This is a genomic window from Curtobacterium sp. C2H10 (assembly GCF_025407985.1).
GTDB lineage: Bacteria > Actinomycetota > Actinomycetes > Actinomycetales > Microbacteriaceae > Curtobacterium.
Genome location: NZ_JABXGF010000028.1, coordinates 1 through 26,638, shown reverse-complemented (window position 1 = coordinate 26,638; position 26,638 = coordinate 1). Strand labels below are relative to the sequence as shown.

Below are 26,638 nucleotides of genomic sequence, written 5' to 3'. Positions count from 1 at the left end.
CGGAGGAACCCCGCGGAGTGCGTCCCTTCGCCGGTCGTCCGTCGGACGCCCCGTTCGTAGCGTCGATGCCATGACGATCACCACCGAAGACCGGCACACCGCCGGCACCGGCACCCCCCGACGGACAGGGGTCCGCGGGGTCATCACGCGGCACCCGCTCGCCTCCTTCGCCACCCTCGCCCTCGGCCTCAGCTGGCTGGCGTGGATCCCCTACATCCTGTCGCCGCACGGCCTCGGCGTCTGGGACCTCCACTTCCCCGAGTTCCTCGGCACGGCGCAGTTCACCGGCGTCCTGCCGGGAGCGTTGCTCGGCCCCCTCGGCGGTGCCTTCCTCGTGACGGCGATCGCCGACGGCCGCCCCGGACTCCGCCGCTGGGTCGGTCGGCTCTGGCGCTGGCGGGTCGCCTGGTACTGGTACGCCCTCGCCCTCGTCGGCGTGCCCGCGATCATCGTCGCCACCGGGCTGCCCTTCGCCGGCGGCCAGGTGCAGGCGCCGAGTGCGCTCGCGCTGCTCGCCCTCGTTCCCGGCCTCGTGGTGCAGCTCTTCTCCACCGGGCTGTCCGAGGAGCCCGGCTGGCGCGACTTCGCCCTGCCGCGACTGCAGGAGCGGTTCGGCCCGCTGGGCGCAGCCGCCGTCCTCGGCCCGCTGTGGGCGCTCTGGCACATGCCGCTCTACCTCAGCGACTGGGGCGGGTGGCCGGACGCGCACTGGACGGAGCCGGTCGTGTTCGCCGTGTTCACCATCACCTTCAACGTCGTGATGACGTGGGTGTTCAACCGCACCGGCGAGAGCCTGCCGGTCGCCCTCCTCCTGCACGTCGGCGTCAACAACACCATCTCGACCCTGTGGGCCGACATGTACCCGGGGATGACCGCCGGCACGATGATGCACGGCCTCGCGATCGTGTCGACCGTCGCGGCCCTCGTCCTGCTCGTGGTGACACGGGGGCGGCTCGGCTACACCGGCGGCGGACGCGGCGGCAGCGGCCGCACCGTCGGCACGCCCCGACTCGTAGGATCGAACGATGGCACCCGCTGACGCGCCCGACCGACGCGACACACGCGGCGTGCCCACCCGACGACGCCGCTGGACCGACCTGCTCGTCGCCGCCGGCGCCGCCGTGGTCACGCTCGGACTCCTTCTCGGCCTGCCGCCACTCGATGCCATGGACCCGGACACCACGGACACGATGGGCGCCGGTCCCGGGTTCCCCGATGTCGGCGGGACCGCGTGGACCCTCCTCGCGATCACCCTGGTCGCCCAGTCGGCACTGCTGCTCGGCGCCCGCCGGGCACCCCGCTCCGTGCTCCTCGCCGTCGGTGCGCTGCCGATCCTCCTGGCCCTCGTGTCGACGAGCGCCGCGTTCGGCCTCACCGCGCTGCCCGTCGTCGTGGCCGTCGTGCTCGCCACGCTCCGGGTCCCGCTCCCCCGCCTCTGGCCGGCCGTCGCGGGATCGGCGGTCCTCGTGGCGGTCGGCACGGGGACCACGTGGGCCCACGGCTCCGGCGCGATGCGGAGCGGCGTCGTGTCCGGGCTCGGCGCGTCGGCCGGGCAGGGCGTGCTGCAGGCCGTCGGTGCAGTCGGACTCCCCCTCGTCGTGACGCTCATCGTCCGGTCCCGCCGCGAGCTCCGTGCCGCACGCCGGGCCGAGTCGGACGCCCGCACCGCAGCAGCCGACGCCCGCACCGCGGCAGCCGACGCCCGGACCGCCGAGGCAGCCGCCCTCGCCCGGGAGCAGGACGCCCGCGTCGAGGCGGCCGTCTCCCGCGAACGTGCCGCGATGGCCCGCGAGCTGCACGACATCGCAGCCCACCACCTGTCCGGGATCGCCCTGATGTCGGCCGTCGTCGACCGCCAGATCGACACCGACCCGGACGGCGCGCACGAAGGTGTCCGGCAGGTGCGCGAGCAGAGCACGGCCGTCCTCGAGGACCTCCGCCGTCTCGTCGGACTCCTCCGCGACGACACCCCCGCCGAGACCGTGGTCGAGACCGTCGCCGGCATCGTCGACCTCGTCGAGGCCGCCCGCACGCGCAGCGCGGTCGAGCTCTCCGTGCAGCCGGGCGACCACCCGCTGGCGGACGGCATCGGTCCGCTCACCCAGCTCGTCGCCTACCGCACGGTGCAGGAGGCCCTCGCCAACGTCGCGCTCCACGCCGCCGGCGCCCCGTGCCGGGTGACCGTCGACGACCGCGACCCCGAGCACCTGACGGTCCGCGTCGAGAACGGGGTGCCCACCGCACCGTCCGTCGGCAGCTCGCCGTCGGGTGGGAACGGACTGCGCGGCATGCGCGAGCGGGCAGAACTGGTCGGGGCGCGCCTCCAGGTCGGACCCACCGGTGACGGTGGCTGGACGGTCGAGCTGGTGACGGCTCGGGAGGCGCGACCCGACGCCGACACGTCGGCCGACGCGCCGGAGGTGGCCGGGTGATCCGCGTGCTGGTGGCGGACGACCAGCCGCTGGTCCGCGCCGGTGTCTCCGCCCTGCTGTCCGCAGAGCCCGACATCGAGGTCGTCGGGGTCGCCGCCGACGGCGGCGAGGCCCTCGCGCTCGCCCGGAGCACCCGGCCCGACGTCGCGTGCCTCGACATCCGGATGCCGGTGCGGAACGGCATCGAGGTCACGCGCGAACTCTGCGCGCCCGGGGCCGACCCCGCGGTCCCGGTGCTCGTGCTCACCACGTTCGACCTCGACGATCTCGTGTTCGGTGCGCTCGAGGCGGGTGCGTCGGGCTTCCTCCTGAAGGACGCCGAGCCCGACGTGATCGTCGGGGCCGTGCGGCAGGTCGCCGCCGGGAACGGCACCATCGACCAGGCGCTCACCCGTCGCGTGCTGCGCGAGTTCGTCGCGCGGCGGAGCCTGCAGCCGGTGTCGGGCGACCGGGCGGACGAGGTCCTCACGGCTCGCGAGCGGGACGTGCTCCTGCTGCTCGCCCAGGGGATGTCGAACGAGGAGATCGCCGCCGCGCTCGTCGTCGAGGTCTCCACGGTGAAGTCGCACCTCGCCCGGATGCTGCCGAAGCTCGGGGTGCGGTCGCGGCTGCAGGCCGTGGTGTGGGCGTACCAGAACCGGATCGTGACGGTGCCGGACGGGTCCTGACGGTCTCGGCGCGTGCTCGTACGTCTGTTCGTGCTCGTGGCCGTGTTCTGCGCCGATGGTCAGGCGCGGCGGCGGTACCGGATGTGGGTCGTCAGCGGCGAGTGCAGGACCTCGACGGGCTCGAAGTCGAACGACTCGGCGCCGTCCTCGAAGATCCGCTCCCCGGAGCCGAGCAGCACCGGCGCGACGTCGAGCGTGAGTTCGTCGACGACCCCGGCGGCGAGCGCCTGGCGGACCGTCGAGGCGCCGCCGGCGATGTCGACCCCGGCGTCTCCGGCCGCCTCGATCGCGCGGGCGTAGGCGGCGTCGAAGCCGTCGGTGACGAAGTGGAAGGTCGTGCCGCCGTCGAGTTCGATCGGGTCGTGCGCCGTGTGCGAGAGCACGAAGACGGGTGCGTGGTACGGCGGTTCGTCGCCCCACCAGCCCGTCCAGTGGTCGGGCCGCTCGGTGCTGGGCGGCCCGAACATGTTCTGACCCATCAGGTACGCGCCGCGGGGCCGCATGAGCCAGCCCGCTGCCGTGCGGTCCGCCTCGCCGACGTCGGCGCCGGGCATGTGCCAGGTGTGGAGTTCCCCGCCCCGGCGTCCGAGGGGTTGGTCGAGGCGCTGGTCGGGCCCGGCGACGAAGCCGTCGAGGGAGATCGACATGTGGCAGGTGGTGTCGGTCATCAGGTGCGCTTCCGTTCGAGGGCTCCGGCTCGGTTGTGGGTTCAGGCTCGGACGTGTTCTGCGAGCACGTCCCGCACCGTCGTCCACCCCTCTGCACCGTACCGCTCGTCGTCGACGTGGCGCAGCGTGGCCTCACCGCTGAACATGCTGACGAAGTACTGCATGCCCTGCCACGCCGGGAACGGCTGGTCGTCGCCGGCCTTCGACAGGCGTCGTCCCACCCGGGCCATCGCCGAGAGCGTCGACGCGGTCCCCGCCCACTGCAGTCGGAAGGGGGTGCCGGTGAGCCGGGACATCGTGTCGGCGATGCTCCGCGAGGTCACCCGGTCCCCCGCGACCTCGACGAAGCGCGGTGCACCCGGGTCGAGCGCGACGAGGGCGGTGGTGCGGGCGACGTCGTCCTTCGTGGTGAAGTCGAGCACCTGGTCGGCCGAGGACCAGTAGAGCACCCGCTGTCGGTCGAACAGGATGAGCGGCGCCTGCCCGGTGAGCATGTCGGTGAACGCGCCGTTCAGCACCGACGTGGCCCGGATGCGTGCGGCGTCGAGGTCGGCGGCGAACTCGCGGCGCAGCTCGAAGTTCCGGTTCGTCCCCGGGGTGATGGACCGGTAGTCGGCGGCGTAGTCGGACGGGATGAACCGTTCGACGCCGGCGTCCACCGCTGCCCGGAGCAGGGCGCGCTGCGCGTCGACGATGACCGAGCGCGTGCCGCTCACCGCGGACACCACGACCTCGGCCCCGGCGAGCGCCGAGGTCAGCGCTGCGTGGTCGTCGTAGTCGGCACGGACCACCTCGACGTGGTCGTCGTCCTCGGTCGGTGCCGTCGCCGTGGACCCGGGGCGGGTCAGGACGCGGACGTGGGTGTCGTGCCTGCGGAGTGCCCGGACGATGCGTCCGCCGAGGTCACCGGTCGCGCCGGCGACGAGGACGGTGGTGGTCACGCCTTCTCGACGTCGGAGAAGAGCCCGGTGAAGGTCGCTCCGGTGGCGCCGAGCTGGCCGAAGAACGTGCCCGCTTCCTCGCCGGCGACGGCTGCCGAGGCGTCGTCGTAGGAGTCGAAGTACAGGTCGAGCGTCCGGTGCGCCGGGGTGGGCGTGCCGTCCTCCTTCGGCCAGACCTTGCCGGCCTCGAGGCGGCGGAGCTGCGGCAGGGCGCCGGCTGCTTCCTCGAGTGCGGGGTACGCCTGCTCGAATGCCGCGGGGTCGGCCGGGTTGTCGATGATGAGGGTGATCTTGGTCGTCATGGGGCCAGTGTTCTCCCTCGTCGCTGTCGCCGTCCGGAAGGGTCGGATCTCGTCGCTGCGCGCCCGCTCGTCGCCGTCGCGTTCGACTGGTCACCGGATGGTTCGGGGAGGTTCTGGTCCGCGATGCGACGCCGACTCGTGCGGTACGGCTGGCCCGAGCGAGCCCTCGGTCGCCCGCCTCGGTGGCCGATCGGCTGACGAGCCGAGCTCGCAGGCCCGTGGCTGGTCACGGCGAGTGTCAGACGCCCACCTGCCCAGGCGGACCGCGGGCTGGCCGACCGGTGGAGCAGCTCCCCCTCTCGGTGGATGCGCGGGATCTCGCGCAGCTGTCAAGCTCCGACCGGCGCGCCGCGTCGTACCGATGAGGGAATCGAACGTGAACACGAGAACACACGCACTTCGACGCACGGCCTTCGTGAAGACCGCCCGGAACAACTGCAGTTGAGGTGCAACCGATGTTGCTGAAGTTCATCCCGATCCCGATCATCATCCTCGGCTTGATCGGTTTCCTCGCCGACATCAGTTGGTGGTTGCTCGCCATCCTCGGAGCCGCCTCGGCACTCGCCCTCATCGCCGGGGACGCCCTGATCGCTCGACGCAAGCGGCAGACGTCAGCACGCCGTTGAGACAACGAGAGCCCCAACACCCATCGGTGCTGGGGCTCTCGCTTCTCCACACCGCAGCGTTCCTCGAATGCGAATCCGGTCGGAGTAGCGCAACTCAGCGTGACACTCATCACCAGAACGCCCCGCCCCGCCTACCGAACACGCGTGCGGGAGAGGATCGGCTAACGGGGCGCGATGTGCGCGACTGCTCCCGGCCTTGCTCGGTAGCGTAGGAACGGTGCCCCGATCGAAGCTTGCATTGTCTCCGATGACTCAGCGTCAAACACGACTGTCTCGCGCGTGCGTCGCAACGACCGCGAATGTCGCCCGATGACGGTTGCTCTCGGGATCCTGGCGGTGGTGGTTTGTTTCGCGCTCATCGTCGTGCGCGCCACTCGATGGGGCAATGCCGCTCGTGATCGAGTTGAGGGAAAAGCCCGGAAGCCCATCACTCCGGGGACCTGGGTCGTGTTCGGGATCGTCCTCGCTCTCGCGGCGACCTCGCTCGTTGTACAGCTTGTGAGCAACTAACGCTTTGCCATCGGCAGCGCTGGTCCGACAGAGAGGACCGGTCATGGACCCGTGGAACGGGGGCACCGACGTCTCGTTGAACGATCGGCTATCGAACGTCCCGTTCGTCGCTTCGCTGTCGCCACTCGCCGCCAGCGTAGTCAAGCGTGTACAGCCCACTGATCGTGAGTGGAGAGATCGCCAGGAACACGATCATCGAGTCGACGCGGAACAACAGGAGCGCAGCGACACCCAGGAGAACGACCCCTACGAGCACCAACGTCCATAGCGGGAGGCGTCGACCTGATCGCCCAAGAGTCGTCGTGTTGGTGAAGCTATCCGGAGGTGGCCGGTAGCGGATCGGCTTACGTGCCCCTCTGTGGTCAGAGCCACGAGGATCGGCCACACTGGTCGGGTGCGTCTCGATACCGTACTGACCGAGGCGGACGTCCCCACCGTCCGAGCTGAGGTTGCTGCGCTCCGGCTCCCGGGACGTCGACTGGCGCGAGGCGTGACCACGCGACGCGACGGGCGTAAAGGCCCCTCGCAGTTTCAAACCGTCGTCGACGAGCGGAACAAGAGCTGGACGTTCGACCAGCAGGGGTATGCGCACCGCGACCGCTACCAGGACGGCGTCCTCCACACCGTTGACGGGTCTTCGGAAGTCAGCTTCGCTCGCAGCGGCACGGTTGCCTCTCCCGTCCGCCTGCTCACCCCTGAGTTGCTCCTCCTCTGGGGCTCACCCGCGAGCTACGCCCCGGTGCTCGTCCAGCGCGTCAGGGGTCATTGGCTGCTCTTCACGTTCGAGCACGAGCTCGACCCCGCACAACGCACGACGCTTGTCATCGACGAACGTGACGGAGTCGCCTACCGCTCGTACGGAGTGGATCAGGTCACGGTGATCACCGAGCTCCGCATCTTGGACGACGACGAGTCGATGCCTCCGCGCCCGCGCTTCCCGCGATTGCAGGAGTGGCCCCGGCTCGAGTACTGAAGCCACGCGCCTGTGGCGGCGACCGGTTGCCGATCAGATGTCGAGACCTTGCTCAGGGCCCGACGCTTGTCCGACCAGTCATCCGGATCGCACATGGGTGACAGGATGCTGGTCATGCCGACCATGAATGCGCTTCTTGTCATCGATCTGCAGCGGGGCGTGATGAGGAACTGTTTCGACGCGGAGGGTGTGCTCGCGCGGACCGCCCGACTCGTTGATCGTGCCCGAGCAAGCGATGTGCCTGTCGTGTGGGTGCAGGATCACGACGACTTCGCGGAGGGGTCCGCAGACTGGCAACTGGCGGCGCCGCTGGAGCGGCGATCGAACGAGCCACTGGTGAAGAAGGCGTACCGGGACTCGTTCTCGGACACGGACCTCGACGAGGTCCTGGATCGCTTGGGCGTGCGGCATCTCGTCGTCGCGGGTGCGCAGAGCGACTACTGCATCCGGACGACGACCCAGGCCGCGGCCGCGCGCGGCTTCGACGTGACGCTCGTGTCCGACGCACACACGACGACGGACGCAGAGCACGACGGTGTCCGCATCAGTGGGGAGCAGATCATCGCCCACACGAACATGTACTTCGGCGGGCTCAGGTACCCCGGCCGGCACTACGCCGCCGAGCGACACGACCGAGTGGAATTCGCGCCCGGTCCCTGACGGATCGGCTACCGGATGAGCTCCTGGATCACATCGAGGCCGTCGCGGCAGCGCTGGACGTACCCGGCGTACAGATCCGCACGGTTGTCGAGCGCCCAGCGGGTGACGTCGACGAGGTGCAGAGCGGTCGTCATCGCGAGTTCATCCCGCGCCCGGTCCGAGCCGAGACCGGCGGCTTCCACGAAGTCGTCGTAGTCCTGCCGATCGACCGATTCGTCGATGAAGCACCACTCGAAGACCCGCCGAGCGTCGGTCCAAGGCGTTGGTCCGGTCTCGGCGCCGCCCCAGTCGATCAGGACGGGCGGTGTCTCCGGGCCGCGTGAGATGAGGTTGCGGGGCGCGAGGTCGCCGTGTGCCAGGCCGTGTTCGTAGGTCCCGCTGGCCAGGTGGGCGAACATGCGATCGACGACTGCTCGTTGCTCGTAGGCGCCGTCTTCGAAGAGCACATCATCCGGCCCGAGGGAAGTGCGGTTGTAGTCGAGGTGCGCGGCCCACGCGGTGTCGAGGTCCTTCCCGAATCGGGAGTAGAGGGACAGTGGGGCGTCGTGCAGGGGCACCCTAGCGACCGTGCGGGCGTAGGCGCCGAGCCACGACCACGGCCGCAGGACCGCGCGGTCGTCAGGGGCGACGTAGGTCGACAACGAGAACGGAACCCCACCCTCCACTCCGTGAGCGAGGGGTTCCGCAGTGGCGATGCCCGTTCGGGCGGCAGCGTCCGCCGCCCAGGCCTCGACTGGGAACTCATCGGCACGGAGCGGATCGACCGGGTACCGCAGAACGACGGGGTTGCCTCCTGCGCGTTCGACGCGGAACGTGTGGTTGACCGTGCCGCCCGGGAGCGGTTCGAGACGTGTGGGCGTTCCACCGATGCTCCGCATCACCGCGTTGAGCCAGGCGTCGTCGACCATGGTGGTGTCCACCCTCCCATTGTGATGCGGATGGAGCCCGCAGCTGCGGGCCGACCGGTCGTCCGCCCGCACTCCTCTGGGTGGCGGCTGAGCGCGAGACGCGGACGGCCAGCAAGATGGATCGGACCACGCGAGCGCGGCGGTCGGAGAGGACACCGTGACGAACGACATCAGCGATGCCGGACTGCAGGCAATGATCGACCGAGCCGGGCAGATCACCGCCGACGAGGCAGAGTCGCTCGACATCGCGTGGAAAGCCGACGAGGCGATCCTGCTGCCGGAACCGAGTGCCTCCCTCGCGATCCAGGGAGGCGCTGACGGGCGGATGGTCACGAACGCCGACCTCGTGGCCGCTTGGCAGCACGCGCTCGAGGCCGCTGGCGCAGCGGGACGCGTCGAGGAGATCGAGGCCGCGCAGGAGGCTGGACGCGCGGTGCGACACTCGGAGGCGCACCTCCGGGATCGTGCGGGCGCCGAGGAAGCAGTCCGATCCGCGGTGCTCGCGAGCGGGGTACGCGACCTCGTCTCGGATGACGAGTACGCCACGCTGACGGCCGTCTGGCGCAAGGTGCTCGGAGAGGTCTGACCCGTCGGCTGCTCGCGCTCCACCGAGAGCGTCTCGCCGCCTGGTGTGGAGCCGGCCGATCAGGGGCGAGCAACGCCGCTGAAGTCCGGGGAGCCGTCCGGCGCCGCCGGCACCGGCGTCCCGTCGACGTAGCGCGGCCACGCGAGCGCGCGGGCACCATCCGGTCGACGTTCGTAGAGCAGACCGTCGCTGCCCGTGACCGTCAGCGCCGTTTCCTGGGTCGTCGAAGCGCCGTCCGCTCGGGCCGACCGGGCTGCCTCAGCCGGAGGCACCTCGTGGTCGACGAGCCGCCCGGATGCCGCTGGAGGGACGGCAGGTCCGGGCACGCTCGTCCACTCGCCGATGGGCGGAACGGCTGCAGCGTGCTTCTCCGAGCCCGACACCCCCGTGGACTCCACCACCGGTGGCGTGGTGGAGGCCACACCTTCCGGCGTCGAGGACGGTCGTGGCCACACGGCTGCGGACGGCTCGGAGGACCCACCCTGGCCCCCGCGGTCGTGGTCACGCGGTCGGAACAGCGCGTTGCTCAGCGGCACGACGACGGTTCCGAGCAGGTCGAGGATGACCACGACCCACACCAGTCGCCAGAACCCGCTGGCGAGGTCGAGGTCGGGAGCGAGGAGGGGCACCGACAGCAGCAGGGCGAGGAGCGCGATCACCCCGACGGTCGCCTTCGCGACGAGCTGCAGCAGCGGGGTCGGGTACCGCCGGTGGATGACGATGAGCAGGTGCACGTGCAGCAGCGCGAAGCGTGCGACGAACACGATGCCGATCCACTGCATGAACCGTTCGCCGACGAGCCAGATCCCGTCCCCGCCGAGCGGGTCGACCGGCACGATCCAGACCTTGGCCAAGCCGGTCACGAGCAAGTACAGCGAGACGACGATGCTCGCGAAAGCGAACCTCCCGGACCGCCGCGACGACACGTCCGCGTCGTACCAGGACAGGAGCGCGAACACGACGACCACGACGACGGTCAGCAGGAGTTGCACCGCGACCCGGCCGAAGTCTCCGAGGAGCACCGCGACGATGCCGACCAGGCCGGCAGCGACGACGGCACCGATGATCGTCCGGAACACCAGTGGACGGACCCTCGCCCACCGTGGGTCGATCGTGCCCGTCACCACATCCGTACTCGCCATGCGCGCCCTCCCTCACGTCGATGTCCCCGAACACTAGCGGCGCTCGACCGTCCGCACAGCACCGTGAACGGGGGCCGCTCGGTTCGCGCACGGCCGTCCCTTCGACCATCGGTCAGTGATCAGATGCCCGTGACGCTGTGCGCTCGGAAGAAGTATCCGTCCTGTCCGGCAGGGTAGGGCTCCACCGCGAACCGCACGGCCTGGCCGGTCCGCAGCGAGAGGAAGCCGGGACCATCCAGGACGGAGAAGTGCACGAAGACGTCAGACTCGAGCGCTTCCGAACGGAGGGCGCCCCAGCCGTCGTCGTCACTCCACCGAACACAAACGCCTTCGACGACCTGCACGACCGCAACGTACCGCGTGGAGGCGTCCGGCTGCCGAACGGCTACCGAAGGTCAACCACAGCGGGATCATCGGTCGAGGCCGTCCACGCCTGTCGGCGACCAATCGCTGCCCCGTCCGCTGGCGCGCGGGTCGGCGACCACGCTGCTGGTGACCTCCGACATCGCCCGCAGCGAAGTGAGGCCTACGCACCCGGCCCGGCTCGAACGGGCAGCCACCCTCGCCGTGCTGCGGGCAGGACGCACCCGTACCGGGTAGATGCGCCTTGGACGGGCTCGCGTGGAGCCTACAGCCGCTCAGCGAGCAGTCGTTCTGGGTCCTGTCGGCGGGCATCTGTGCGAACCGGCGGTCGTCGTGACCGTCGTCGCGCTCCGTGCTCGCCACGCGGGCGAGCGGTAGCGGTCCGCCGAGCAGCTGACTCCAGCACTTTCGACGACCGATCCGCTTGCGCGACGACGCAGCGGGTAGCGTTGGCCTGGTGGGTGCTCTCTGGATCGGGCTGGCGGCCGTGGTCTGCCTTGCTTGGGGCAGTGTTCTGCTCACCTTCCCCGAGCCGATCGCACGGTTCTCTCGGAAAGTGCAAGGCGAGTTCTGGGGAGGTCAGTTCACCCCGGAGTTGTCGAGGTTCATCGGGTGCGGTTTGTGGCGGTGGCAGTGACGCTGCTCGTGCACATCCTTCGTGGTTGAAGGAACGCCTCTTCGGAGGAGTTCCCACCGAGCCAGGTCGGTCGTCCGAGCAGTCAGCTGTCGAGTGCGATGACCATGACGCCCCACCACGAGCACTTCACAAGACGACCGAGACACCGGATCAGCGCAGGTGCACGAGTCCAGCGCGCGTCGGGAGGAAGCCGCAGGCCCCCTCGTAGAACGGCACCATGTCCTCGCCGTAGTCGACGAACAACCACTCGCAGCCGGCAGCGCGGACCGCTTCCACCGCGAAGCGGACGACCGTGGTCCCGAGGCCCTGGTGCTGACGAGACGGATGCGTCTTCGTGTCGATGAGGAACGCGTGGTCCGCACCGTCCCACGCGACGTTCACGAATCCGACCAGGGCCCCGTGCGTGTCCCGGGCTGCGACCCAGCCGAGCGAGTGCGGGCGGACCCGATCCCACCAACCGGGCTCGGGCGTCCCTCCGTGTGCCGCGGTGAGGTCCACGAGCTCGTCGTCGCCGATGCTCGAGCGCCAGGTCAGGGTCACGTCCTTGTGGTGCATCGTCCCAAGCTCCCACGACGGAGTCGGCTGCACCAGGGGCGTCATCGCGGACCGGCGTTCGACCGACCACTCCCGGAGCGGCCGTGCGAGGATCGGAGCCGTGGGGGAAACGAGAGTGTTGCCAGCGGACGCGCCCGAGGTCGCGGAACTCGAAGCGCAGGGGTGGAGCGTCACCGCCCGGTCGTTCGGCGCCCAGCTCGACGCCGACCGGATCGACCGGCAGCGACTGCAGGCGCTCGTGGACCGCACCGCCGACATCGGTGCGACGCGGCCGCTCGGTCCCGACGACGTCGACGCGGTCCTGCGGCTCGACGCGCTGACGGCCCACGACTACCCCGGCGGCGTCGCGACCCAGCACGAACCGCTCGACCGCGGGGCAGCGACCCCCTCATCGGCGCGGCCCGCGTTCGGCACGGTCACGTCGGACGGCGAACTCGTCGCGATGACGTTCGTCGACACGGACGGGCCCCACGCCGAGACCCACTTCACGGTCGTGCACCCCGGCCTGCGCGGCCGCGGGCTCGGACAGGCGGTCAAGGCTGCGTCGGTGCTCGCGTTGGCGGACGCGGGCACCACCCGGTTCCGCACCGGCGGTTCCGCGGAGAACACCGCGATCGCGGCGGCGAACGCCGCCCTCGGCTACGTCCGCGACGAGGAGTGGGTGACGCTCGAGCCGCGCCCGCGGTGAGGACGTGCGCACCGTCGGACGGGAGGCGCGGGTCGGGCCCGCACCGCGCCTCCCGTCCGTCAGACCAGCCGCTGGGCGATGCTGCCGCCCGGTCCGTCGAGCACGGCCTCGTCCTGGTCCAGCTCAGCTCCGCGACGACGCGTTCGGTTCCCAGAACTGGAGCCGGTTGCCGAACGGGTCGATGACGAGCATCGTCCGTCCCCAATCGTCGGAGTCCAGGCCGGGCCGGGACCGCGGGTGCCGCTGCGCGAGCAGGACGTCCCGGTAGGCGGCGACGTCGTCCACGACGAGCATGACGGCCCCTCCCGGTGTGGCGTCACCGTGGTGCTCGGTCAGGTGCAGCACCTTGCCGTCGAGCGACACCTGCGCGTACACGGGCAGGTCCGGTTCGAAGCGGTGTTGCCATTCCCACTCGAACCCGAGGTAGTCGCAGTAGAAGGCTCGGGCGACCGCGTGGTCGAACACGCGCAACACCGGGATGACCCTCGGCGCGGTGTGCTTCTCCGAGTCCTGCCGGTGGTGCAACGCGGCCAGGGTGTTCCAGTCACGGAGGCCTGCTGCGTGGGCGGCCGCTTCGAGCACCTTCGAGTGCGAGATGTCGGTACCGGTGCTGAGCTCGCGGGCGAGTCGCTTGGCTTCTTCGATCGTGATCACGATGTTCCAATCGCGCGATGGGGCCTGGTTCCTGCGTTGCCAGGGATCGCGGAAGGATCGAGATCGACCGGAAGAGGATCGTTCGTCGGTGTTCACCGGATGCAGGGGCTGGCCACCGGAGCCGACGTCAGCCTACCTCCGGGCGTGCTACCGGTCGAGGGTCGCGGAGCGCACGGCGCTCCGGTCGTCCGGTCGGCGTACGCACCATCGGGCGGGAGGCGCGGGTCGGGCCCGCACCGCGCCTCCCGTCCGTCAGACCAAGCGCTGGGTGATGCTGCCGACCGGTCCGTCGAGCACGACGTCGGCGAGCGCGCCGTTCACCAGCGGCATCTGCGGCGGCTGGTGGCCGGTGTCGAAGTCGAGCACCACGGGGATGCCGAGGTCGCCGAGTGCGTGCCGGACGGCCTCGTCCTGGTCCAGCTGGGGCACCGCCGCTCCCTCGGTGCGCCCGATGAGGACGCCGTTCGCGTCGTCGAACCAGCCGGCGAGCCGCAGCGACGTGAGCATCCGCAGCGCGGTGACCGCGTTCGACTCCGCGACCTCGAGGTACACGATCGTGCCCTCCGGCGCGTCCCGCCGGGCGAAGCCGGGGACGTCGCCGTAGGGGGTGCCGGCGAGCAGTGACACGGTCTCGAGGCACCCGCCGATGAGCCGTCCGCGGATCGCGACCTCGGACGCGCCGTCGAGGGCGCGCCAGCGGGTCGGGGTGTCGTAGGCGCCGTCGCGGTCGAGGACCTCGTCGGCCCAGGCGCCCCACGGGCGGCTGCGACGACGCGGGGCACTGTGCTGCTCGACCGTGCCGCCCGGTGGGAGCGCTGCGACGTCGGTCCAGCGGGCGAACTCGGCGGGGAGCTCGTACGGCTCGTCCATCAGGTTCGCACCGTGCAGGGTCGCGAGGCCCGTCAGCGTCGTGAGCGGGAGGAGCAGGGTCGAGATGTCCGACCAGCCGGCGAACCAGCCGCGCGAGGCGGCGAGGGCGTGCCAGTCGACCGACCCGACGAGTTCGATCGCGAGCTCACCACCCCACGGCGGGAGGACGACGTCGGCGTCCCGGAACGCGTCGTGCAGGTCGGCGACGCGTTCGGCGACGCTGGCCGGGACGAGCCCCGGGGTGGTGGCGTGCGGCCGCACGTGCACGCTGAGTCCGCGTGCCGTCAGGGCGTCCGCGCCGTCCTGCAGTCGGCCGTGCAGGTGCTCGGGGACGCCCATCGACGGCGCGGGGACCTCGACGCGCCCGCCGGCGACCAGGGGCCTCGGGTAGGTGATGCCCGCCATGCTCAGGCGGGGGCCATCCGACCGGCGCCGACCGGCAGCGGTCCGGCGCGGTACACGAGCGACACGTCGGTCGCGGTCACGGTCCTGGTGGCTGCGCCGAACCGCCACACGCGGTTGTAGAGGTAGACGCCGATCTCCGTGCCGCCGTCGTCCGGGACCGCCCACGTGCCGGTCCCCCACTGCGCCGGGTGCCCGACGCCGTCGATCGTCACGGTCGGTCGGGCGAACCAGGTGAGCATCGGGCGGGTGATCTCGAGTTCCACGCGACGCTTGGTCGTGCCGGACGGCTGTGTCGTTTCCACCGTCGCAGGATACGGGGCCGCCGCGAGCGACAGCCTGCCGGGGCGGCCGCGTGCGACTCAGCCGTCGCGCATGTGTGCCGCGATCGCCGCGCGGTCGGCGGGGTCGAGCGGCGCCACCGGGTACCGACTCGTGTCCTCGCGGAACTCGTACCCGTCCCCGGAGGCGCGCGGGATGACGTGCAGGTGTGCGTGGGGGACGCCCTGGTCGGCCACGGAGCCGTTCGACATCACCAGGTTCGTCCCCTCGACGGCCGCGCCGAGCACCTGGCGCAGTGCACGGTCGGCGCGCTGGGCGACGAGGGCGAGCTCGGTGACCTCGCGGGTGTCGAGCGCGGCGAGGTCGCCGCGGACGACGACCTCGAAGGAGTCGGCCGCGAGGGCGGCGCAGAAGTCGCAGTCGTGGTCGTCGGTCGTGCCCTCGACCGTACCGGGACGGATCGCGGTCGCCGGTTCCCGGACCGGCACACCGTCGAGGGGTGTAGGCCAGGAAGCACCTTGCAGGGAAGGTCGGTGGACGCCGTGGACGCCATGTCAGGAAACCGTGCTCCGCACCGACGGTTGCGGACTGCCGTCGCGGTCCTCGGAGCCGTCGCGCTCGCAGCGGGGATCGCGGCCTTGCTGCTCCCGCACGCGACGCTCGTCGCCGTGGTCTGGGTGTTCGGCATCTACCTGGTCGTCGCCGGGGGAACGCTCCTCGTGCGCGCCGTCCCGGGCGGGGCGCCGGTCTGGCGACGCGTCGCGCTCGTCGTCGTCGGCGTGCTCGTCGTCGTGGCGGGCGTCTTCGCCATCGTGCACCCGCCCGTCGGCGCTCGGTGGCTGGCCTTCGCCATCGGGTTCGCGTGGCTGCTCGAGGGCATCACCCTGCTCTACGCGCCGGACACCGGCCACCGAGCGCTCACGGTCGTCGCGGCCGCACTGAGCTTCGTGAGCGGACTCGTCCTCATCACGCTGCCGGCACTCGGCGCGGTGTTCGTCGTCGCGGTGGTCGGCGGCGTCCTCATCGTCTCCGGCATCGTCCAGCTCGTCATCGCCTTCACGTGGGGGAACATCCCCGGCACGAGGAACACCGAGAACACCGGGAACACAGGGAGCACGGGCACATGAGCACAGCAGCCATCGGACGCATCGTCGTCGGGTACGACGGATCGGAGCCGGCCGACGCCGCGCTCGAGCGCAGCCTCGGCCTCGCCGCACGACTCGGCAGCCCGGTCGAGGTCGTGACGTCCTGGCGGTGGCCGATCACCTGGAGCACCCTGCCGGTCGCGAACAGCTGGTCACCGCTGCACGACGCCGAGGAGATCCGGCAGCAGGCCGTCGACCTCGTCGAGCGACACGGCCCGCTCCCCGTCGAGGTCACGACCCGCTCGGCGGAGGGCGGTACGCCGGAGGTGCTCCTCGACGCCGCGTCCGACGCCGGGCTGCTCGTCGTCGGCAGCCGCGGACGCGGGGGGTTCCGGGGGTTGCTGCTCGGTTCGGTGAGCGCTGCCTGCATCCAGCACGCGACGTGCCCCGTGCTCGTGGACCGGGGGCGAGCGGCGACCGGGACGGACGACGGCGGTGCGCCCGGTGCCGGCGGGGCCGTCGTGGTGGGCGTCGACGGCTCCCCCGAGTCCGGGCGCGCCCTGCGGTTCGCGATCACCCTGGCCCGCGGCCTCGGGCTCCCCGTCCGGACGATCACGACGTGGCAGTGGCCGGAGGCCCTCAACCGCGACGAACCCCCGTTCGACCACTGGTCCCCCGAGCAGGACGCCCTCGCGACCGCCTCCCCCGCGCTCGAGGCCGCCGAGGACCTCATCGACGACGACGTCGACGTCACGTCCGACCTCGTCGAGGGCCGCCCCGCCGAGGTCCTGCTCGACGCGAGCCGCGACGCCGCACTCCTCGTGCTCGGCAGTCGTGGCCTCGGTGGGTTCCGCGGGCTGCTCGTCGGCTCGGTCACCCAGGAGTGCGCACAGCACGCGTCCTGCCCGGTGGTGGTCCACCGTTCGTGACGGACCCCGCCGGTAGGTTGACAGCGTGACGACCATCGACCTCAACAGCGACCTCGGCGAGGGCTTCGGCGCCTGGACGATGGGCGACGACCGGGCGATGCTCGACGTGGTCTCGTCGGCGAACGTCGCCTGCGGATTCCACGCCGGCGACCCCGCGATCATGCTCGACACCTGCCGCCTCGCCGCCGAACGGGGCGTCGCGGTCGGGGCGCACGTCGCCTACCGCGACCTCGTCGGGTTCGGTCGTCGCGCGGTCGAGGTCACACCCGAGGCGCTCTACGCCGACGTCGTCCACCAGCTCGGCGCCCTGCTCGCCACGGCCCGGGTCGCCGGCACCGCGGTGACGTACGTGAAGCCCCACGGCGCCCTGTACAACACCGCCTGCGCCGACCCGGTCCAGGCCGAGGTCGTCGTCCGCGCCACGGCCGACGTGGACCCGTCGCTCGCGGTCCTCGCGCTGCCGGACTCGGAGCTCCTCCGCGCAGCGACCGCCCACGGGCTCCGCGCCGTGTCCGAGGTCTTCGCCGACCGGGCGTACGAACCCGACGGGTCCCTCGTCCCGCGCAGCCGTCCGGGCGCCGTCCTGCACGACCCGACAGCGGTCGCAGACCGGGTCCTCCGGATGGTCACCGACGGCACCGTGACCGCGGTGGACGGCTCGGTCGTCCCGGTCCGGGCGGACTCGGTGTGCGTGCACGGCGACTCCCCCGACGCCGTCGCGATGGCCCGGGCGATCCGTGCGCTCCTCGACCGGCACGGGGTCGCGACCACCCCGTTCGCCCCCACACCGTGAGCGCGCCGGTCGAGCACGCCGGCCCCGCCCTCGACGTGCGTCCTGCGGGTACCCGCGCGGTGCTCGTGACCTTCGGCACGCTCGCCGAGGTCACCGCGTTCCGCGCCGGACTCGAGGCGGAACCCGTGCCGGGCGTGACCGAACTCGTGTCCGGAGCCCGCACGCTGCTCGTCCGCTTCGACCCGGAACGCACCGATCCCACGCGACTCGCACCGCGCCTCCAGGCCGTCGAACCCGTCGTGCCCACCCGAGCCGACGTCCCCGAGGTGACCACGATCCCCGTCACCTACGACGGCGAGGACCTCGAGACCGTCGCCGCACTGGTCGGCACCACAGCCGCCCAGCTCGTCGCCTGGCACACCGGCCAGACCTGGACGAGCGCGTTCTGCGGCTTCGCACCCGGCTTCAGCTACCTCACCGGCTCCGCCCCGTCGCTCGACCTGCCCCGACGCACCAGCGCCCGCACGTCCGTGCCCGCCGGCAGCGTCGCCCTCGCCGGCGAGTTCAGCGCCGTCTACCCGCGCGCGTCGCCCGGCGGCTGGCAGCTCATCGGCCGCAGCGACGTGGCGATGTGGTCGCTCGACCGCGACCCGCCCGCGCTCGCGCCGGCCGGCACCCGGATCCGGTTCGTCGACGCCGGCCGCGCATGAGCACCCTCACCGTCCTGCAGGTCGGCCCCGGCACGTCGACGCAGGACCTCGGCCGGCCCGGGTTCAGCGACACGGGCCTCGGCGCCGCGGGTGCGGCCGACCGCGGGGCAGCCGCACTCGCCAACCGGCTGGTCGGCAACCGTCCCGACGCGGCGGTCCTGGAGGCGCTGCTCGGCTCCGTCACGCTCCGCTCGGACGCGCACGTGGTCGCGTCCCTGACCGGCGCACCCTGCCCGGTGACGGTCGAGTCCGCGGACGGCCGGGTCCGCGGCGCGGCCTGCTTCGAGGTCGTCACGCTCGCACCGGGCGACGTGCTCCGGGTGGGTACTGCCACCGCGGGACTGCGCACGTACCTGGCGGTCCGCGGAGGCCTCGCCGTCGAACCCGTGCTCGGCAGCCGCTCGTGGGACTCCCTCGCGCGCCTCGGTCCGCCTCCCGTCACGGTCGGGGACGTCCTGCCGATCGGGGACGCCGCGGATGCCTGGCCGCTCGTCGACGCCGTCGCCCCGCCGCGCTGGTCGGCCGTGCTCGACGTCACCGCCGGACCCCGCGACGACTGGTTCACCCCGGAGTGGCGGACGGTCCTGGCCGGCCAGGTCCACCACGTCACCCCCGACAGCGACCGGGTCGGCGTGCGGACCACCGCTGCCCGGCCGCTCGTCCGCGCCGTGACCCGCGAGCTGCCGAGCGAGGGCGCCGAGACCGGGTCGCTGCAGGTCCCGCCGGCGGGGCACCCCGTCCTGTTCCTCGCCGACCACCCCGTCACGGCCGGCTACCCCGTCGTCGCGGTGCTCACCCCCGCGTCGGTCGACCGCGCCGCCCAGCTCCGACCGGGCGACGCGGTCCGCTTCCGCGTCCTCGACTGACTCAGCCGGCGTACTCCGGATCGGCCGCGGGGTCGTACGGCTGCCATCCCCACGAGTCGTCGTCCGACGACGGGGCGGGGTGCTCGTTCTGCCAGAGCGTGTCGACCGCGGACCACTCCGATGCGCTGCACCAGTCGAGCACGTAGGCGTCGTGGGCCGTCGGCGCCACGAACAACGACGACCTCGGGATCCGGCCCAGCGACTCTCCCCGTGCGGTCATGCACCCCTGCAGTCGGTCGAAGGCCGCGAGGTACTCGCTCCGGGTGACGACGCCGTCCTCGGTCGCCTGGTCCTGCGCCGCGCTCGCCGCGGGCATCGGGGGTGTGCGCAGCCAGCCGTACGACAGCGTCCATCCCAGGTCCCCGTCCACGCTGAGCCGGATCCGGTGCCCGGCGATCTCCGACGCCGCGTACGAGCCCGTGACGTGCGACCCGGCGGCGCACGACGCCTTGCCCCCGTCGACCCCGGACCCGCGCTCGGTGATCTCGCCGCTCCCGGTGCGACACGTGGCGACCCAGGTGAACGTGTCGGCACGGGCGGGAGCGCGTCCGACCGAGATCGTCTCGTCCGACGACCCGACCCGCCCGACCGGGCTGCCGACGACCCGCAGGTACGTCGCGCCCGACCCTCCGACCACCGTCGCGGCCTGGCTCTGGGCCTCGAGGGCGGCCGGGTCCGGACTCGCCGCCGCGGTGATCGCACCACCGGCGGCGGCGCCACCGAGGACGCACACCACCGCTCCCGCGATCGTCGCCGCCCGCCACCGTCGACGCCGCCGAGGTGTGTGTTCGACCGTGTCGACGAGCAACGCCCGCAGCGCCCGGTCGCGGTCGTCGGTGTCCCTGTTCGTGGAGGTGCTCATGATCGTGCTCCGTTCGGTTCGACGGCCGGCTGGGTCGTGGGCCCGCTCGCGGTCAGTGCCGCGGCGAGGCGGGTCCGTGCGCGGGAGAGGCGCGACTTCACCGTTCCCGGCGCGATGCCGAGTGCGGCGGCGATCTCCCGCTCGCTGTAGCCCTCGAGGACCGACAGCGTGATGATCTCCTGGTCGCGGTGCCCGAGCTGCCGGAGCGCCCGGACGGCGTCCCCGTCATCGTCCCGGTCCGCGTGGTCGGGGACGGGTTCGGGTGGCGGCAACCGGTCGAGCGCGGCCCGGTACCGCCGGGCCGCACGGGTCTGGTTGCGGGCGACGTTCGTGGCCGTGACGAGCAGCCACGGCAGGAGCGACCCGTCGACGAGGCGGACCCGAGCCCGGTTCCGCCAGGCCTCGAGGAACACGATCGCGACCGAGTCGGCCGCGTCCGTGTCGACCGGCACGAGCCGCATGCAGTGTCGCTGCACCCGGTGGCGGTGCCGGTCGAACACCCGCCCGAACGCCTCGCCGTCACCCTCGAGCGCCATCGCCCAGTCCCCGCTGTCCATACCCTGCAGTGTCCGGGACACCCGGATCGGTTCCACCCCGCCGCACCGGTCGACGGCGAGTCCGGAACACCCCGCTGCCGGGTGCGGTTGCATCCGGCAACGACGACGAAAGGTGCACCATGTCGATGACCGTCCTGCTCGAGGTCCAGCTCCGGAGCGACCTCCCCACCGAGACCACCGAGGCCGCGATCCGCGAGACCCTCGCCCAGACCGGCGCGTTCGCCGGCAACGAGTCGCTCGAGGTCCTCGTCGACGACACCGACCCGTCACGGGTCGTCGTCGTCGAGCGCTGGACGACGCCTGAGGCCCACGACGCCTACGTCGCCTGGCGCGGCACGCCGGAGGGCGCGGCGAACGCCCTCGCCGCCGTCGTCGCCGCCCCGCCGGTCACCCGTCGGTTCGGTCGGACGATCACGCTCGACTGACGCGACACCGCTGACCCGGCCCCGCTCCGGTCGATGGTCCGCCGCGGGGATGGGACGATTGGGGCATGACCGCCACGCTCGTCGCCAAGGGACTCTCCGGCGGGTACGCCGCACGCACGCTCTTCGACTCCCTCGACCTCACCGTCGCCCCGGGGGACGTCATCGGCGTCGTGGGGGTGAACGGCGCCGGCAAGTCGACCCTGCTCCGACTCCTCGCCGGGGTGGACGAGCCGCTGGCCGGCACCGTGTCGCTCGCACCGACGGACGCGTTCGTCGGCTTCCTGCCGCAGGAGCACGAACGCCTCGCGGGTGAGACCGTCGCCGCGTACATCGCCCGGCGGACCGGGTGCGCCGAGGCCACCGCGACGATGGACGCCGCAGCCGCTGCGCTCGGCGACCCCGACGCCGGTGACGCCGCGGCGGACGCCTACTCGGCGGCGCTCGACCGCTGGCTCGCGGCAGGCGCGGCCGACCTCGACGACCGCATCCCCGTCGTGCTCGCCGACCTCGGCCTGGCCGTCGGGTCCGAGGAGGACGGCGTCGGGCCGGAGTCGCTCATGACCGCGTTGTCCGGCGGGCAGGCGGCCCGCGTCGGGCTCGCCGCACTGCTGCTCTCGCGGTTCGACATCGTGCTGCTCGACGAGCCGACGAACGACCTCGACCTGGACGGCCTCGACCGACTGGAGGGCTTCGTCCGGGGCCTCCGCGGCGGTGCCGTGCTCGTCAGCCACGACCGCGAGTTCCTGGCGCGCTCGGTGACCGCCGTCCTCGAGCTCGACCTCGCGCAGTCCACCAACCGGCTCTTCGGCGGCGGCTACGACTCCTACCTCGAGGAGCGCGAGATCGCTCGGCAGCACAAGCGCGACGCCTACGAGGAGTACGCCTCCACCAGGGCCGACCTCGTCTCCCGCGCCCGGACCCAGCGCGAGTGGTCGAGCCAGGGCGTCCGGAACGCGATGCGGAAGAGTCCCGACAACGACAAGATCCGCCGCCGTGCCGCCTCCGAGTCGAGTGAGAAGCAGGCGCAGAAGGTCCGGCAGATGGAGTCCCGCATCGCCCGGCTGGACGAGGTCGAGGAGCCGCGCAAGGAGTGGCAGCTCGAGTTCACGATCGGCAGCGCGCCCCGGTCCTCGGCGGTCGTCGCGACCCTGTCCGACGCGACGTTCACCCAGGGCGACTTCACGCTCGGGCCGGTCTCCCTGCAGGTCGACGGCGGTGACCGCATCGGCATCACGGGTCCGAACGGTGCCGGCAAGTCCACGCTCCTCCGGGCGCTGCTCGGCAAGCAGGCGCCGACGACGGGCACGGCGTCGCTCGGCTCCAGCGTCGCGGTCGGCGAGATCGACCAGGCGCGCGCGGCCTTCACGGGTGACCAGCCGCTGGCCGACGCGTTCGAGGCGATCGTGCCCGAGTACACGACGGCCGACGTCCGGACGCTGCTCGCGAAGTTCGGGCTGAAGGCGGACCACGTCGGCCGTCCGGCGAACGCGCTCTCCCCCGGTGAGCGGACACGCGCCGGGCTCGCGCTCCTGCAGGCCCGCGGGGTGAACGTGCTCGTGCTCGACGAGCCCACGAACCACCTCGACCTCGCCGCGATCGAGCAGCTCGAACAGGCCCTCGACTCGTACGACGGCACCCTGCTCCTCGTCACGCACGACCGCCGCATGCTCGAGACCGTCCGCCTCGACCGACAGTGGCGCGTCGAGGCCGGCCGTGTCACCGAGGCCTGACCCGCCCGGCCTCCCCCGTGATCCGTAGGCTCGGACCATGGTCGACCTGCAACTCGCGCTGAACGGGGACACCACCCACCCGGCGATGCCCCGGACCGCCGACGAGATCGCCCGGGACGCCGCGGCCTGCGTCGCCGCCGGCGCCACCCTGCTGCACCTGCACGCGTTCGACGACGACGGGGACGAGTCGCTCGCCGCCGGTCCGGTCGGCAGGATGCTGCGCGCGGTGCGGGCGACGTGTCCGGGCATCCCGGTCAACGTCACGACGTTCGCGGCGATCGTGCCGGACCCGCGGGAACGCCTCGGCCTCGTGTCGTCGTGGACCGAACTGCCCGACCTCGTCGCGGCCAACCAGGGCGAAGCGGGCATCGACGACGTCAGCGAGGTGCTCGCGCGGCGCGGCGTCGGCATCGAGGCGTGCCTGCTCAGTGGCTCCGACGCCGATCGGTTCGTCCGGGCCGGTCGCCACGATCGGTTCGTCCGGGTGGTCGTCGAGCCCCTCGTGGAGGACGTCGACGACGCCCTCGCGCTCGACGCCGAGCTGGAGTCGATGCTCGACGCCGCCGGTGTCACCCTCCCCCAGCTCCACCACGGCATCGGCGCGGCGTCGTGGCAGGTCAGCCGACGTGCCCTCGCCCGCGGGCACGCGATCCGCACCGGCCTCGAGGACACGTCCGTGCTCGAGGACGGGACCGCGGCGACGTCGAACCGTCAGCTCGCCGCCGCCGCGGCCGCGATGGTCAGCGGCGGAGCGCCAGCCGCTCGATGACCTCGGCGCTCTCCTCCTGCGGGGTCCGGTCCGCCGCGACGGTGATGTGGGCCTCGTCGTCCTCCGGCGGCTCGAGGGTGGCGAGCTGGGACTGCAGGAGCGAGGTCGGCATGAAGTGCCCGGAGCGCTTCGACATCCGGTCCTCGATGAGGGACCCGTCGCCGGCGACGTGCACGAACACCACACCGGGTGCCCGGAGGACGTCGCGGTAGGAGCGCTTCAGCGCCGAGCAGGTCACCACGCCGGGGGTGCCACCGTCGAGGTGCGACCGGATCCACGCCGCGATCACGTCGAGCCAGGGCCAGCGGTCCTCGTCGGTCAGCGGGGTGCCGGCGTGCATCTTGTCGACGTTCGCCTGCGGGTGCATGGCGTCGCCCTCGGCGAAGTCCCACCCGAGCTGCTCGGCGACCATCGCGGCGACGGTCGACTTGCCCGATCCGGAGACCCCCATCACGACGAGGACGCGGGAGTCGAGTGCGGTGTCGTCGCTCAATGGATGAACACCCCCGCCAGCATGACCCCGGCGAGGCCGAACACCGAGATGAGGCACTCGAGCATCGTCCACGTCTTGAAGGTCTGCCCCACCGTGGTGTTGAGGTACCCCTTCACGAGCCAGAACCCGGCGTCGTTCACGTGCGACAGGAAGACCGACCCGGCGCCGATCGCGAGCACGAGCAGCGAGGTCATCGGTGAGGACAGGTCGTGCGCGATCGGCGCCATGATGCCCGCGGCCGTGACGGTGGCGACCGTGGCCGACCCGGTGGCGACGCGCACGAGGGCGGACACCACCCAGGCGACGAGCAGCACCGAGATGCCGGAGTCCTTCACGGCGTCGGCGATCACCCCGCCGATCCCGGTGTCGATGAGCACCTGCTTGAAGCCACCGCCGGCGCCGACGATGAGCAGGACGCCCGCGACCGGCGGCAGGGCGCTCTCGAGGGACTTCGACACGGCGGAACGGTCCATGCCGCCGCCGATGGCGAAGAAGATCATCGCGTAGACGGCGGCGATGCCGATCGCGATCATCGGCGACCCGAGGAAGTCGAGCAGGCTGACCCACGAGCCCGAGGCGTCCGGGACGGTGGCCTCGCGGATGGCCTGCGCGAGCATCAGGACGACGGGCAGCAGGATGCCGACGAGCGCGACCGTGAAGGACGGGCTGCGTGGCTCGCTGATGACGCGGGTGAAGTCGCTCTTGCCGTGGGGCAGGGATGCGGTGTCCTGCGTGGCGGGGCCGCGCCGCGCCTCCCGACCCGCGTGTGCCGGGTCGTCGCCGACGGGACCCGCGTCGGAACCGCGCGACCCGAACATGTCGGGCGCGGGGATGTCGACCCAGCGCGCCGCGAAGCGGGCGAACACCGGGCCGGCGAGGACGATGACGGGGATCGCGAGCACGATGCCGAACGCGAGCGTCGTGCCGAGGTTCGCACCGACCGTCGAGATGGCGACGAGCGGGCCGGGGTGCGGCGGCACGAACGCGTGCATCGTGGAGAGGCCGACGAGGGCGGGCACGGCGATCTTCATGATCGGGACGGAGCTGCGCTTCGCCACCAGGACGATGATCGGGATGAGCAGGACGAGGCCGACCTCGAAGAACATCGGCAGGCCGATGAGCGCGCCGATCAGGGCCATCGTCCACGGCAGCGCCGCCTTCGACGACCTCCGCACGAGGGTGTCGACCACGCGGTCGGCCGCCCCGGAGTCGACGAGCATCTTGCCGAACATCGACCCGAGGCCGACGAGGATGCCGACGCTCGTCATCGTCGCACCGAAGCCGTTGCCGAAGCTCGTCACCGCCTTGTCCGGAGCGAGACCCGCGCCGATCCCGACGCCGAGCGCCCCGATCGTCAGCGCGATGAACGGGTGCACCTTCAGCCAGGTGATGAGGGCGATGATCACGACGATGCCGATGATCGCCGCGATGATCAGCTGCGCGACCGGCCCCGACGGGTCGACGGCTTCGGTGCCGGCTGGTTCCGCCGCCAGGACGGTGACCGCGTGGGTCGCGGCCGCGTGGATCGTGGCCGGATCGGCCGGGAGAGCGTGAGGCATCGGTGCCCCTTCCTGGAGCCGCTGCCGCGCGGCTCCGTCGCCTTCGTGTCGAGGACGGTCTGGCGTGCTGCGCGTCGACCATCAATAATCTGATTAATCAGACTATACGACGATCCACCGCGCGGCACCCGCCCTCCGGGGCAGTCTGCCGATTCGATGGACACCGTGTCACGCGCCGTGCGTGCCGCGTACTGCACGGAGGAACGATGGCGACCGGCCGCGGACTGCACGCCCAGGTGCTCGAGACGCTCGGGCAGCGGATCGTCGACGGCGTGCTCGCCCCGGGCACCGTCGTGCGGCCCGAGGCCGTCGCGGCGGAGTTCGGCGTGTCGAGGTCGGTCGTCCGCGAGGCGCTGCGCGTCCTGCAGTCGCTCGGGCTCGTCGAACCCCGCCAGCGCGTCGGCACGCTGGTGCTCGACATCGTGTCGTGGGAGCTGCTCGCGCCGACCGTGATCCGGTGGCGCGGCGCCTCGCCCTGGTACTTCGCCCAGCAGCGGGAACTGCTCGAGCTGCGCCTCGGCGTCGAGCCCGTCGCCGCATCGCTCACGGCGGGGACACCGGGTGCCGCAGCGGTGCTCGCCGCCGCCACCGACATGATCGACGCCTGCGGTCGGGAGGACAGCCGCGCCTACCTCGAGGCCGACGTCCGCTTCCACCGAGCGCTCCTGACCGGTTCCGGCAACGCCGTCTTCGCACACTTCGCCGGTACCGTCGAGGCGCTGCTGCGGACCCGCACCTCGGAGTCGCGGGACACCATCACGCACTGGACCCGCGATGCGGCGGCACGGCACGAGGCCGTCGGGCTGGCGCTCGTCGCGGGCGACGGCGGGGCCGCGTCGGCTGCGGCGCGCGAGCTGGTGCGGGTGACGCGGGACGAGTTCATCGCGGAGGCGCCGACGTCCTGACCCGAGGGCGCGGCGAGGGCCGCCGGGGTCGCCGGGGTCGCCGGGGTCGCGCAACACGCCACGTGCGGCTCGCCGAGGTCGCACGACACGCCGCACGCGCGCGACGGGAGCGGCAGATCGCGCGACCTCGCGTGCCCGGGTGGCGCCG

The 26,638-nt window shown here is 72.2% G+C and carries 32 protein-coding genes; 17 read left to right on the top strand and 15 right to left on the bottom strand.

The features are described from left to right. Positions 1 to 70 precede the first annotated feature (70 nt). Genes HWD93_RS11570 through HWD93_RS11560 form a run of 3 tightly spaced genes read left to right on the top strand, consistent with a single transcriptional unit; the run spans position 71 to position 3,100 of the window. Positions 71 to 1,039: a CPBP family intramembrane glutamic endopeptidase gene (locus tag HWD93_RS11570; RefSeq protein ID WP_261646899.1), complete on the top strand. Its 969-nt coding sequence runs from the start codon at positions 71 to 73 to the stop codon at positions 1,037 to 1,039. Next, positions 1,026 to 2,432, top strand: a complete 1,407-nt coding sequence (locus tag HWD93_RS11565; RefSeq protein WP_261646898.1) for a sensor histidine kinase — start codon at positions 1,026 to 1,028, stop codon at positions 2,430 to 2,432. Before HWD93_RS11570 ends, HWD93_RS11565 begins: the two co-directional genes overlap by 14 nt. Beyond that, entirely contained in the window at positions 2,429 to 3,100 is a 672-nt protein-coding gene (locus HWD93_RS11560) for a response regulator transcription factor (protein ID WP_261646897.1), read from the top strand. Before HWD93_RS11565 ends, HWD93_RS11560 begins: the two co-directional genes overlap by 4 nt. 59 nt (positions 3,101 to 3,159) lie before the next feature. Here the strand turns inward: HWD93_RS11560 and HWD93_RS11555 are convergent, their stop codons facing one another. Genes HWD93_RS11555 through HWD93_RS11545 form a run of 3 tightly spaced genes read right to left on the bottom strand, consistent with a single transcriptional unit; the run spans position 3,160 to position 5,011 of the window. Further along, complete coding sequence (locus tag HWD93_RS11555; protein WP_071296211.1) at positions 3,160 to 3,768, bottom strand: dihydrofolate reductase family protein; 609 nt, start codon at positions 3,766 to 3,768, stop codon at positions 3,160 to 3,162. Between the two features lie 41 nt (positions 3,769 to 3,809). Continuing rightward, the gene (locus HWD93_RS11550; RefSeq protein WP_071296210.1) at positions 3,810 to 4,709 is read right to left on the bottom strand and encodes an NmrA family NAD(P)-binding protein; all 900 of its coding nucleotides are present in this window, start codon (positions 4,707 to 4,709) and stop codon (positions 3,810 to 3,812) included. Next, on the bottom strand, positions 4,706 to 5,011 hold the full coding sequence (locus HWD93_RS11545; RefSeq protein WP_071296209.1) for a hypothetical protein: 306 nt from the start codon (positions 5,009 to 5,011) through the stop codon (positions 4,706 to 4,708). The genes HWD93_RS11550 and HWD93_RS11545 overlap by 4 nt, the downstream gene beginning before the upstream one ends. Before the next feature lie 455 nt (positions 5,012 to 5,466). On the opposite strand from HWD93_RS11545, the gene HWD93_RS11540 reads away from it, so the two are divergent. The 3 genes from HWD93_RS11540 to HWD93_RS11530 all read left to right on the top strand — a co-directional run bounded on the left by HWD93_RS11540 (position 5,467) and on the right by HWD93_RS11530 (position 7,780). Continuing rightward, positions 5,467 to 5,637 (top strand): hypothetical protein, encoded by a 171-nt coding sequence (locus HWD93_RS11540; RefSeq protein WP_175475883.1) that lies wholly within the window; start codon positions 5,467 to 5,469, stop codon positions 5,635 to 5,637. Positions 5,638 to 6,541: 904 nt separating this feature from the next. Then, on the top strand, positions 6,542 to 7,120 hold the full coding sequence (locus HWD93_RS11535; RefSeq protein WP_139202001.1) for a hypothetical protein: 579 nt from the start codon (positions 6,542 to 6,544) through the stop codon (positions 7,118 to 7,120). A gap of 114 nt (positions 7,121 to 7,234) precedes the next feature. Beyond that, positions 7,235 to 7,780 carry a cysteine hydrolase family protein gene (locus HWD93_RS11530; RefSeq protein ID WP_071296348.1) on the top strand — a complete coding sequence of 182 codons (546 nt, stop codon included), beginning with the start codon at positions 7,235 to 7,237 and terminating at the stop codon, positions 7,778 to 7,780. A gap of 8 nt (positions 7,781 to 7,788) precedes the next feature. On the opposite strand, the gene HWD93_RS11525 is transcribed toward HWD93_RS11530, so the two are convergent. After that, entirely contained in the window at positions 7,789 to 8,700 is a 912-nt protein-coding gene (locus tag HWD93_RS11525; protein WP_217637397.1) for a phosphotransferase, read from the bottom strand. A 145-nt stretch (positions 8,701 to 8,845) separates the two neighbouring features. Between HWD93_RS11525 and HWD93_RS11520 the strand changes: the two genes are divergently transcribed. Next, positions 8,846 to 9,274 carry a hypothetical protein gene (locus HWD93_RS11520; protein ID WP_175473673.1) on the top strand — a complete coding sequence of 143 codons (429 nt, stop codon included), beginning with the start codon at positions 8,846 to 8,848 and terminating at the stop codon, positions 9,272 to 9,274. A 59-nt stretch (positions 9,275 to 9,333) separates the two neighbouring features. Here HWD93_RS11520 and HWD93_RS11515 read toward each other — a convergent pair whose 3' ends face one another. From HWD93_RS11515 to HWD93_RS11505, 3 genes are all read right to left on the bottom strand, one after another. Further along, entirely contained in the window at positions 9,334 to 10,416 is a 1,083-nt protein-coding gene (locus tag HWD93_RS11515; RefSeq protein WP_261646896.1) for a hypothetical protein, read from the bottom strand. A 119-nt stretch (positions 10,417 to 10,535) separates the two neighbouring features. After that, positions 10,536 to 10,760, bottom strand: a complete 225-nt coding sequence (locus HWD93_RS11510; RefSeq protein ID WP_071296203.1) for a cold-shock protein — start codon at positions 10,758 to 10,760, stop codon at positions 10,536 to 10,538. 806 nt (positions 10,761 to 11,566) lie between these two features. Then, the gene (locus HWD93_RS11505) at positions 11,567 to 11,971 is read right to left on the bottom strand and encodes a GNAT family N-acetyltransferase (protein ID WP_071302580.1); all 405 of its coding nucleotides are present in this window, start codon (positions 11,969 to 11,971) and stop codon (positions 11,567 to 11,569) included. Between the two features lie 100 nt (positions 11,972 to 12,071). Here HWD93_RS11505 and HWD93_RS11500 point away from each other — a divergent pair, with 100 nt between their 5' ends. Further along, positions 12,072 to 12,659, top strand: a complete 588-nt coding sequence (locus tag HWD93_RS11500) for a GNAT family N-acetyltransferase (RefSeq protein ID WP_261646895.1) — start codon at positions 12,072 to 12,074, stop codon at positions 12,657 to 12,659. Positions 12,660 to 12,782: 123 nt separating this feature from the next. Here HWD93_RS11500 and HWD93_RS11495 read toward each other — a convergent pair whose 3' ends face one another. The 4 genes from HWD93_RS11495 to HWD93_RS11480 form a co-directional block, all read right to left on the bottom strand. Next, entirely contained in the window at positions 12,783 to 13,313 is a 531-nt protein-coding gene (locus HWD93_RS11495; protein WP_261646894.1) for a VOC family protein, read from the bottom strand. Positions 13,314 to 13,565: 252 nt separating this feature from the next. After that, positions 13,566 to 14,588 carry a S66 peptidase family protein gene (locus tag HWD93_RS11490; protein WP_261646893.1) on the bottom strand — a complete coding sequence of 341 codons (1,023 nt, stop codon included), beginning with the start codon at positions 14,586 to 14,588 and terminating at the stop codon, positions 13,566 to 13,568. Positions 14,589 to 14,590: 2 nt separating this feature from the next. Further along, positions 14,591 to 14,890: a hypothetical protein gene (locus HWD93_RS11485; RefSeq protein WP_229085629.1), complete on the bottom strand. Its 300-nt coding sequence runs from the start codon at positions 14,888 to 14,890 to the stop codon at positions 14,591 to 14,593. Positions 14,891 to 14,947: 57 nt separating this feature from the next. Continuing rightward, on the bottom strand, positions 14,948 to 15,355 hold the full coding sequence (locus tag HWD93_RS11480) for an HIT family protein (RefSeq protein ID WP_261646892.1): 408 nt from the start codon (positions 15,353 to 15,355) through the stop codon (positions 14,948 to 14,950). A gap of 93 nt (positions 15,356 to 15,448) precedes the next feature. Here HWD93_RS11480 and HWD93_RS11475 point away from each other — a divergent pair, with 93 nt between their 5' ends. Genes HWD93_RS11475 through HWD93_RS11455 form a run of 5 tightly spaced genes read left to right on the top strand, consistent with a single transcriptional unit; the run spans position 15,449 to position 19,190 of the window. Then, the gene (locus tag HWD93_RS11475) at positions 15,449 to 15,994 is read left to right on the top strand and encodes a DUF308 domain-containing protein (RefSeq protein WP_261646891.1); all 546 of its coding nucleotides are present in this window, start codon (positions 15,449 to 15,451) and stop codon (positions 15,992 to 15,994) included. Next, positions 15,991 to 16,881, top strand: coding sequence for a universal stress protein (locus HWD93_RS11470; RefSeq protein ID WP_092386830.1), 891 nt, complete (start codon positions 15,991 to 15,993; stop codon positions 16,879 to 16,881). Before HWD93_RS11475 ends, HWD93_RS11470 begins: the two co-directional genes overlap by 4 nt. A gap of 25 nt (positions 16,882 to 16,906) precedes the next feature. After that, positions 16,907 to 17,674 carry a 5-oxoprolinase subunit PxpA gene (locus tag HWD93_RS11465; protein ID WP_261646890.1) on the top strand — a complete coding sequence of 256 codons (768 nt, stop codon included), beginning with the start codon at positions 16,907 to 16,909 and terminating at the stop codon, positions 17,672 to 17,674. Beyond that, positions 17,671 to 18,324: an allophanate hydrolase subunit 1 gene (locus HWD93_RS11460; RefSeq protein ID WP_261646889.1), complete on the top strand. Its 654-nt coding sequence runs from the start codon at positions 17,671 to 17,673 to the stop codon at positions 18,322 to 18,324. The genes HWD93_RS11465 and HWD93_RS11460 overlap by 4 nt, the downstream gene beginning before the upstream one ends. After that, entirely contained in the window at positions 18,321 to 19,190 is an 870-nt protein-coding gene (locus tag HWD93_RS11455) for a biotin-dependent carboxyltransferase family protein (protein WP_261646888.1), read from the top strand. The genes HWD93_RS11460 and HWD93_RS11455 overlap by 4 nt, the downstream gene beginning before the upstream one ends. A 1-nt stretch (position 19,191) precedes the next feature. Here the strand turns inward: HWD93_RS11455 and HWD93_RS11450 are convergent, their stop codons facing one another. Together HWD93_RS11450 and HWD93_RS11445 are read right to left on the bottom strand one after the other, a co-directional pair. Next, the gene (locus HWD93_RS11450) at positions 19,192 to 20,052 is read right to left on the bottom strand and encodes a hypothetical protein (protein WP_261646887.1); all 861 of its coding nucleotides are present in this window, start codon (positions 20,050 to 20,052) and stop codon (positions 19,192 to 19,194) included. Beyond that, positions 20,049 to 20,609: an RNA polymerase sigma factor gene (locus HWD93_RS11445; protein WP_261646886.1), complete on the bottom strand. Its 561-nt coding sequence runs from the start codon at positions 20,607 to 20,609 to the stop codon at positions 20,049 to 20,051. The genes HWD93_RS11450 and HWD93_RS11445 overlap by 4 nt, the downstream gene beginning before the upstream one ends. A gap of 119 nt (positions 20,610 to 20,728) precedes the next feature. On the opposite strand from HWD93_RS11445, the gene HWD93_RS11440 reads away from it, so the two are divergent. The 3 genes from HWD93_RS11440 to HWD93_RS11430 all read left to right on the top strand — a co-directional run bounded on the left by HWD93_RS11440 (position 20,729) and on the right by HWD93_RS11430 (position 23,533). Then, entirely contained in the window at positions 20,729 to 21,034 is a 306-nt protein-coding gene (locus HWD93_RS11440; protein WP_070416347.1) for a putative quinol monooxygenase, read from the top strand. A 65-nt stretch (positions 21,035 to 21,099) separates the two neighbouring features. Then, positions 21,100 to 22,764, top strand: coding sequence for an ABC-F family ATP-binding cassette domain-containing protein (locus HWD93_RS11435; RefSeq protein WP_071302560.1), 1,665 nt, complete (start codon positions 21,100 to 21,102; stop codon positions 22,762 to 22,764). Positions 22,765 to 22,801: 37 nt separating this feature from the next. After that, positions 22,802 to 23,533, top strand: a complete 732-nt coding sequence (locus HWD93_RS11430; RefSeq protein WP_071302561.1) for a 3-keto-5-aminohexanoate cleavage protein — start codon at positions 22,802 to 22,804, stop codon at positions 23,531 to 23,533. Here the strand turns inward: HWD93_RS11430 and HWD93_RS11425 are convergent. Both HWD93_RS11425 and HWD93_RS11420 read right to left on the bottom strand, forming a co-directional pair. Then, on the bottom strand, positions 23,505 to 23,984 hold the full coding sequence (locus tag HWD93_RS11425; protein ID WP_083413889.1) for a gluconokinase: 480 nt from the start codon (positions 23,982 to 23,984) through the stop codon (positions 23,505 to 23,507). The two genes, HWD93_RS11430 and HWD93_RS11425, sit on opposite strands and share 29 nt — an antisense overlap. A gap of 38 nt (positions 23,985 to 24,022) precedes the next feature. Further along, on the bottom strand, positions 24,023 to 25,585 hold the full coding sequence (locus HWD93_RS11420; protein ID WP_254791807.1) for a GntP family permease: 1,563 nt from the start codon (positions 25,583 to 25,585) through the stop codon (positions 24,023 to 24,025). A 206-nt stretch (positions 25,586 to 25,791) separates the two neighbouring features. Here HWD93_RS11420 and HWD93_RS11415 point away from each other — a divergent pair, with 206 nt between their 5' ends. Beyond that, positions 25,792 to 26,490, top strand: a complete 699-nt coding sequence (locus HWD93_RS11415; RefSeq protein WP_071302563.1) for a FadR/GntR family transcriptional regulator — start codon at positions 25,792 to 25,794, stop codon at positions 26,488 to 26,490. Positions 26,491 to 26,638 lie beyond the last annotated feature (148 nt).

Coding starts and splice junctions, on each gene's coding strand:
- HWD93_RS11570 (WP_261646899.1), top strand. CDS start 71: ATGACGATCACCACCGAAGACCGGCACACCGCCGGCACCGGCACCCCC.
- HWD93_RS11565 (WP_261646898.1), top strand. CDS start 1,026: ATGGCACCCGCTGACGCGCCCGACCGACGCGACACACGCGGCGTGCCC.
- HWD93_RS11555 (WP_071296211.1), bottom strand. CDS start 3,768: ATGACCGACACCACCTGCCACATGTCGATCTCCCTCGACGGCTTCGTC.
- HWD93_RS11545 (WP_071296209.1), bottom strand. CDS start 5,011: ATGACGACCAAGATCACCCTCATCATCGACAACCCGGCCGACCCCGCG.
- HWD93_RS11540 (WP_175475883.1), top strand. CDS start 5,467: ATGTTGCTGAAGTTCATCCCGATCCCGATCATCATCCTCGGCTTGATC.
- HWD93_RS11530 (WP_071296348.1), top strand. CDS start 7,235: ATGCCGACCATGAATGCGCTTCTTGTCATCGATCTGCAGCGGGGCGTG.
- HWD93_RS11515 (WP_261646896.1), bottom strand. CDS start 10,416: ATGGCGAGTACGGATGTGGTGACGGGCACGATCGACCCACGGTGGGCG.
- HWD93_RS11505 (WP_071302580.1), bottom strand. CDS start 11,971: ATGCACCACAAGGACGTGACCCTGACCTGGCGCTCGAGCATCGGCGAC.
- HWD93_RS11490 (WP_261646893.1), bottom strand. CDS start 14,588: ATGGCGGGCATCACCTACCCGAGGCCCCTGGTCGCCGGCGGGCGCGTC.
- HWD93_RS11470 (WP_092386830.1), top strand. CDS start 15,991: ATGAGCACAGCAGCCATCGGACGCATCGTCGTCGGGTACGACGGATCG.
- HWD93_RS11455 (WP_261646888.1), top strand. CDS start 18,321: ATGAGCACCCTCACCGTCCTGCAGGTCGGCCCCGGCACGTCGACGCAG.
- HWD93_RS11450 (WP_261646887.1), bottom strand. CDS start 20,052: ATGAGCACCTCCACGAACAGGGACACCGACGACCGCGACCGGGCGCTG.
- HWD93_RS11445 (WP_261646886.1), bottom strand. CDS start 20,609: ATGGACAGCGGGGACTGGGCGATGGCGCTCGAGGGTGACGGCGAGGCG.
- HWD93_RS11440 (WP_070416347.1), top strand. CDS start 20,729: ATGTCGATGACCGTCCTGCTCGAGGTCCAGCTCCGGAGCGACCTCCCC.
- HWD93_RS11435 (WP_071302560.1), top strand. CDS start 21,100: ATGACCGCCACGCTCGTCGCCAAGGGACTCTCCGGCGGGTACGCCGCA.
- HWD93_RS11430 (WP_071302561.1), top strand. CDS start 22,802: ATGGTCGACCTGCAACTCGCGCTGAACGGGGACACCACCCACCCGGCG.
- HWD93_RS11425 (WP_083413889.1), bottom strand. CDS start 23,984: ATGGGGGTCTCCGGATCGGGCAAGTCGACCGTCGCCGCGATGGTCGCC.
- HWD93_RS11420 (WP_254791807.1), bottom strand. CDS start 25,585: ATGCCTCACGCTCTCCCGGCCGATCCGGCCACGATCCACGCGGCCGCG.
- HWD93_RS11415 (WP_071302563.1), top strand. CDS start 25,792: ATGGCGACCGGCCGCGGACTGCACGCCCAGGTGCTCGAGACGCTCGGG.